This is a genomic window from uncultured Cyclobacterium sp. (assembly GCF_963976465.1).
Lineage (GTDB): Bacteria > Bacteroidota > Bacteroidia > Cytophagales > Cyclobacteriaceae > Cyclobacterium.
The window spans coordinates 1-6,884 of sequence record NZ_CAXBOC010000318.1; the positions used below are offsets into that span (position 1 = coordinate 1).

4 protein-coding genes are annotated in these 6,884 nt (G+C 38.8%); 1 reads left to right on the plus strand and 3 read right to left on the minus strand.

The window, feature by feature from the left end:
- From lon to AAC037_RS16620, 3 genes are all read right to left on the minus strand, one after another.
- Window positions 1-2,338: endopeptidase La (gene lon, locus AAC037_RS16610; RefSeq protein ID WP_339904117.1), on the minus strand; the 2,338-nt coding region annotated here is incomplete at its 3' end.
- A 194-nt stretch (window positions 2,339-2,532) separates the two neighbouring features.
- Window positions 2,533-3,852: an RIP metalloprotease RseP gene (gene rseP / locus AAC037_RS16615; RefSeq protein WP_339904118.1), complete on the minus strand. Its 1,320-nt coding sequence runs from the start codon at window positions 3,850-3,852 to the stop codon at window positions 2,533-2,535.
- A 3-nt stretch (window positions 3,853-3,855) separates the two neighbouring features.
- Window positions 3,856-5,019 (minus strand): 1-deoxy-D-xylulose-5-phosphate reductoisomerase, encoded by a 1,164-nt coding sequence (locus AAC037_RS16620; RefSeq protein ID WP_339904120.1) that lies wholly within the window; start codon window positions 5,017-5,019, stop codon window positions 3,856-3,858.
- A gap of 253 nt (window positions 5,020-5,272) precedes the next feature.
- On the opposite strand from AAC037_RS16620, the gene AAC037_RS16625 reads away from it, so the two are divergent.
- Window positions 5,273-6,721 (plus strand): trypsin-like peptidase domain-containing protein, encoded by a 1,449-nt coding sequence (locus AAC037_RS16625; RefSeq protein WP_339904122.1) that lies wholly within the window; start codon window positions 5,273-5,275, stop codon window positions 6,719-6,721.
- Window positions 6,722-6,884 lie beyond the last annotated feature (163 nt).

Sequence of the window (6,884 nt, forward strand, 5' to 3'; positions counted from 1 at the left end):
CTTCGATGTCTCTTTGATTTCTATTGCAAAGGATGATTTCTTCGATACCGGCTCTTTTTGCAGCCAATATTTTTTCTTTAATTCCACCAACGGGCATCACTTTACCTCTCAAAGTGATTTCTCCTGTCATGGCCAATTTTGTTTTTACTTTTCTCTGGGTATAAACAGATGCGATGGCCGTAAGCATGGTAATTCCGGCAGAAGGTCCGTCTTTAGGTACAGCTCCGGCAGGTACATGAATATGCAGATCGTACTGATCAAATACCCGATGATCTATGTCCAGCTCCTCCGCATGAGATTTTAAATAAGAAATGGCTGTCATGGCAGATTCTTTCATAACATCTCCCAACTGACCGGAAAGGGTTAGTTTTCCCTTTCCTTTACTAATACTTGCTTCAATAAATAAAATTTCTCCTCCCACAGAAGTCCAGGCAAGGCCTGTAACAACTCCCGCCAGGGAGTTGTCCTGATAAAATTCTTTGTCGAATATTTCACCACCTAGAATTTTCCTAACCAAGGCAGGGGTTATTTTTTTCTGATAAGGTTCTTCCATTGCTATAGACTTGGCAATATTCCTTATGACCTTCCCAATTTGTCTTTCCAGACTCCTAACACCTGATTCCCGGGTGTAATCCTCAATGATTTTTATCAAAGATTCATTGGAAAAAGTAATGTCCTTGGCTTTTAGCCCATGTTCTTTTCGCTGCTTTGGAACCAAGTGTTTTTTTGAAATTTCCACTTTTTCTTCCATGGTATATCCGGTGACCTCGATGATCTCCATCCGGTCTCTAAGCGCAGGTTGCAAAGTTTCCAAGGTGTTGGCAGTGGCAATGAATAACACCTTGGACAAATCATAATCTACCTCCAGGTAATTGTCTACAAAAGCATTGTTCTGCTCGGGATCCAATACTTCTAAAAAGGCAGAAGATGGGTCTCCTCTAAAATCAGTACTCAGTTTGTCTATTTCATCCAAAACGAATACAGGGTTTGAAGATTTGCCCTTTTTCATGTTTTGGATGATTTTACCCGGCATGGCACCAATATAGGTTTTTCTATGTCCTCTAATTTCCGACTCGTCATGGAGTCCTCCCAAAGACATTCTCACATACTTTCTTCCCAAGGCTTTAGCAATGGATTTTCCTAGAGAAGTTTTTCCTACACCGGGAGGTCCATATAAACAAAGAATAGGTCCTTTAAGGTCTTGCTTTAATTTCAAAACAGCCAAATATTCAATGATTCGATCTTTGACTTTGTCCAAACCGGAATGATCACGATCTAGGATTTTCTTGGCTCTGTTAAGATCAAAGTTATCGGTAGTAAAATCATTCCATGGAAGATCTACCAAAACTTCTGCATAGTTAATGGCAATAGGGTATTCTGCTGTGGCAGGATTCATTCTCATGATTTTATCCAATTCTTTATTGAATTGGTCAGCCACAGATTTTGGCCATTTTTTCTTTTTACCACGCGCCCTTAATTCCTCGACTTCCTTATCCGGTCCCTCATCACCTAGTTCTGTTTGAAGTACCTTCATCTGTTGCCGCAAGAAATAATCCCTTTGCTGTTGGTCAATATCAGTATGGACCTTCTTCTGGATTTCATTCTTCAGCTCCAGCATTTGAATGTCCTTCATCATGAACTCAAGCAATAGGGTGGCCCTTTCTATGCCATCATTGATTTCGAGTAATTTTTGTTTGGACTCAACCGGTGCATTGATATTGGAAGACAGGAAGTGAGTAAGAAAAGGCGTGCTGTCAATATTATCTAAGGCGACCTGAGCTTCTCTAGGAATTTCAGGGTTTAGTTGCAAGATTTTTAAGGCAGCTTCCTTTAAGGATTGCTCTAAAGCCTCTATTTTTTCATCATTTTTAGGAAATGTCTCTTCTAAGTAAGAGACATTTGCCTGGAAATAAGGGTCTTCCGTAATTTCTTCTTCTACTTTAAAACGCTTTTTACCTTGAATAATGATGGTGGTATTCCCGTCTGGCAACACGATCATCTTCACTATTTTAGCTATGGTGCCTACTTTATAGATATCGTCCCAAGAGGGGTCTTCAATGTTGGAGTTTTTTTGAGCACACACACCAATTAACTTGTCTCCTTTTTGAGCTTTCTTAACAAGTTTAATGGATCGTTGTCTTCCAACAGTAATAGGAATTACTACCCCGGGAAACAAAACGGTGTTTCTGACGGAAAGAATAGGTATTTCTTTGGCGTAGTTTTCGTCTTTTTGGCCATTTTCATCCTCATCATCAGTAATTAACTGAATTAAGTCGCCTTCTCCCGAAAAATCTCCCATCATTAGTGATTGATATAATTGATTGTCGTTATTGTTCATACAGACATTATGACAGGTATTGTGTCATGTTAATTTGTTGAAATATGAAAAACCCTTATGAATAAGGTTATTATATAAACCCTGTCCAAGGCTTATGCCAATTTATTTCCTTTAACAAATTGTCAGGAAATAAAAGTTAAGGGCAATTTAAAAATAAGGGGATATTATTTCCCCTTTATGGTTTTTTTCGGTAGTTAACTTCCGGTAAAAAGCTTAAGGATGTCGTTTCCTATGGCAAATACCATAATTGCTAATAGTAATACCATTCCAATTTTCTGGGCGTTTTCAAGAAATCTATCTGAAGGAGTTCTTCCTGATACCATTTCATACAACAAAAACATTACATGGCCACCATCTAATGCGGGAATAGGTAGTAAATTCATAAATGCCAAAATCATGGAAATTAGCCCGGTTATAGACCAGAATTTAATCCAATCCCAGGTAGAACCATATATTTTAGCCATCCCAATAGGTCCACTAACATTTTTGGTAGAAACTTCCCCTGTAAACATTTTACCCATGGCTCTGGCATTAATGATCACCACACTGAAAGCCCTTTCTGTTCCCAATGGAATAGATTCTGCAAAAGTATATTTTTTGCGAACAGGCTCAATTAAGTTTTTTGCCGCTATACCAATGGTTCCGTCCTCTAATACCTTTGTACTAGTAATAATTTCTTGTTGATCCCTAACTATCGTTAGGTCTACAGTCTCGCCCTTATTCGCCGCTAAGGCATCTTGTAGCTCATTGAAGTATTGGATGGGTTGTTCATTTACAGCGATGATTTCATCCCCTTTTTGAATACCCGCTTCAACAGCTGTTCCCTTAGGGTTCACTTCAAGAATTTGAAAGGGGAATCGAATGCTAATGAAGTTAGACATGCTTTCTTCATTTGAAAAAGAATTGATAAATCCCCTAGGGATTGTGATCTTCTTTCTTTCACCGTCTCTCTCTACAGTATAATAGCCGTCTGAGCTTAACAAAGCATTGCCGCTACTTAGGTCATTCAATGACTCATAAGGTTCCCCATTGATGTTTAATATTTTGTCTCCATCCTGTAACCCTATTTGTTGACCAATATCATAGGCAACAATCCCATGTTCAATCACCTGGTCTCTTGAAAAGTAAGTTTCACCTTTACTGTATACCAAAAATACGAATATGATAATTCCGGTGACTACGTTTACAATGATGCCACCAAGCATCACAATTAATCTTTGCCATGCAGGTTTGGATCTAAACTCCCAAGGTTGGGGTTCATCAGATAGTTGCTCAGAATCAAGGGATTCATCCACCATTCCAGATATTTTAACAAATCCACCTAGGGGAATGGCTCCAATGGAGTACTCTGTTTCTTTCCATTGAAAACCAATGATTTTTGGAGGGAATCCTATAGAGAACTTTTCGACACGCATGCCAAACATTTTCGCTGCCAGCAGGTGTCCCAATTCATGTAAGCCGACCAATATCGACAATCCGAGTAGCAATTGCGCTACCATTATTAATGTATCCATTCTTTATTTTCTACTAATTAATTCTTTTGAAATTATTCTTGTTTCCTTGTCTGTAGCAATTAAATCTTCCAAACTTGGTTCTTTAATAAAACTAATTTTTTCCATACTCTGTTCAATCAAGTCTGACATTTCAAGAAATTTGACTTTATCTTTCAAAAATGCAGCCACTGCGATTTCATTCGCAGCATTAAGTGAACAAGCAGCATTTCCTCCTTTTTCTAGTGCCGTAAAGGCCAAGTCCAAGTTTTTGAATGTTTTTCGATCCGGTTTCTCAAACTGGAGATTTGGGTATTCAGTAAAATCAAACCTTTCAAAATTTGATTTTACTCTATCAGGATAGGACAAGGCAAACTGAATAGGAATACGCATGTCAGGTAGTCCAAGTTGCGCTTTGATCGAACCGTCTTCAAATTGAACCAATGAATGGACAATTGACTGAGGGTGAACAACGACTTCAACCTGGCTTGCATCCAATCCGAATAGCCATTTTGCTTCGATCACTTCTAGCCCTTTGTTCATCAACGAAGCTGAGTCTATGGTGATTTTAGCTCCCATATCCCAATTGGGATGCTTGAGCGCCTGTTCTTTGGTTACATTTTTTAAATATTCCCTATCTCTACCTCTAAAAGGGCCTCCTGAGGCGGTAAGTATTATTTTTTCGATTGGATTATGAAATTCACCAACCAAACATTGAAAAATTGCAGAATGTTCAGAATCTACAGGGTAGATATTTACGGCTTTCTCTTTGGCTAACTTGGTGATAAGGTCACCCGCCACTACCAGGGTTTCTTTATTAGCCAAGGCAATGGGTTTGCCCGCTTCTATCGCTTTGATGGTCGGGATCAACCCTGCATAGCCAACCAAAGCAGTAAGCACAATGTCAATAGTTTCCATTTCTACTACTGAGGCAAGGGCATTGTCTCCTGCATAAACCTTGATAGGTTGATTACTCAAAGCCTCCTTAACTTCAAGGTAATGGCTCTCGTTGCCAATGACTACTACATTCGGTTGGAAGGCTAAGGCCTGTTGGATTAATAAGTCTTTGTTATTAAAAGCCGTAAGGACCTCAACTTCAAATTTGTCAGAATGCTGCTCAATTACATCTAAAGCTTGTGTACCTATACTACCTGTTGAGCCTAAAATGGCCACACGTTTCATTGTAGACATGGAAATTTTTTACTTACAAAAAAAGCACAATGCCCAACTTGGCATTATCCGTTATTTTCTACTGACAAATTTACAAGGTAAAACCAGTATTCCCGTTTTTTTTAGACTTTTTAAACCATATGTTTTTTTGGCACAAAATTGGGAAAGAATTTACATTGTGATTTTTTGCCATAAGAAAGTTTAAAAAATGTTAAATAAATTGGCTTGATTCAGTGAATGGCCGTATTTAATTAAGTATTCAAAGTCTTTAGTTATGTTTAAAAATATTGGTTTAGTTCTTGTTGCGTTTTTAGGTGGGGTGATTGGTTCTTTTGTGTTTCACCAGTATTTGAGTTTTAATAACCCTGAGCAATTCAGCAGGTCTGAAGAAATTCCAATGTCTCAAGTGCGTCATCGGCCTCCCATTGAAGAAGCCAACCAAAACCTTGGGAGCCCGGTGCCGGATTCTTTTGTGGAAGCTTCCGAAAACAGTACCAACTCTGTGGTGTTTATAAAAAACTTTTCCGGGACTGATTCTCGAAGGTATAGTATATTTGATTATTTCTTTGGTCAAGGTATGGCACAGCAGACAGTTAGCACAGGTTCAGGGGTGATTTTTTCTGAAGATGGTTATATCATTACCAATAACCATGTCATAGAAAAAGCAGAAACCATTGAAGTAATCCATAAGAAAAGAACGTATAAAGCCAGTTTAATTGGCTCAGATGCAAATACGGATATTGCTGTTTTGAAAATTGAAGCAGATAATCTTCCGGCAATAGAAATTGGGAGTAGTCGGGAATTGAAAATAGGGGAGTGGGTTTTAGCAGTAGGCAATCCTTTTAACCTTACTTCCACAGTAACGGCAGGAATAGTGTCAGCAAAGGAAAGGCAAATCAATATTATGGGGGGTGATTTTCCTTTGGAATCATTTATCCAAACAGATGCCCCAATAAATCCCGGAAATTCAGGTGGAGCTTTAGTCAATATAAATGGAGAGTTGGTGGGAATCAATACAGCTATTTTGAGTAGAACAGGTTCCTACACCGGATATGGTTTTGCTGTTCCTGTTGATATCGCTACCAAGATTGCCAACGACCTTATTCGATATGGTGAGGTTCAAAAAGCAATTCCGGGAATTGAAATTAAAGAGATTTCCCCTGATTTGGCTGAGGAAATGAATCTACAATCTTTAGATGGTGTCATTGTTTCTCATGTGATAAGGAACGGGGCCGCAGAAAAATCAGGAATGGAAGTCAATGACGTGATTGTGAAAATTGATGGAACAGAAATTTCAGGAAAAGGGAGCTTTGAGGAGGCCTTGTCTTATTATTACCCGGGTGACAAAATCCAGGTTACTTATCAAAGAAGGGGAAAACTCAACACTGTTCAATTGACCTTACAGAACCTCTTGGGTGGAACCGGAGTTATCAATAGATCTTTTTATGCATCTGCCTTATTGGGGGCAAAACTTGAAACCATCAACGCAATCGAGATGGATCGGTATGGTGTACCCTATGGGGTGAAAATATCTTCCATGACCAGAGGCTATCTTAATGATCTTGGATTTGGAAATGGATTTATCATTACAGATGTCAATGACCAGCCTGCAAAAGATCCGGAAAAAGTTGGTAAGTTTTTAGAAGAATTTAGTGGACAGTTAAGAATCGAAGGTTTAACACCGGGAGGCCGCTCTTTCGCTCAATCTTACTCTGTCCGATAGCCAAACCCATCATGAACACATTCTGCCCTATGGTCAAAGTGGGTAGTATGTGTTTTTACTTTAGAGCATTTTCGTTTTGGTTCGGCTTATTATTTTTAGGAATTATTTAATGTTATCTAGAAAGTAGCTTTGGGCTATTCGGCTTTTTGAATGGGCTTTGCAT

Coding starts and splice junctions, on each gene's coding strand:
- rseP (WP_339904118.1), bottom strand. CDS start 3,852: ATGGATACATTAATAATGGTAGCGCAATTGCTACTCGGATTGTCGATA.
- AAC037_RS16620 (WP_339904120.1), bottom strand. CDS start 5,019: ATGTCTACAATGAAACGTGTGGCCATTTTAGGCTCAACAGGTAGTATA.
- AAC037_RS16625 (WP_339904122.1), top strand. CDS start 5,273: ATGTTTAAAAATATTGGTTTAGTTCTTGTTGCGTTTTTAGGTGGGGTG.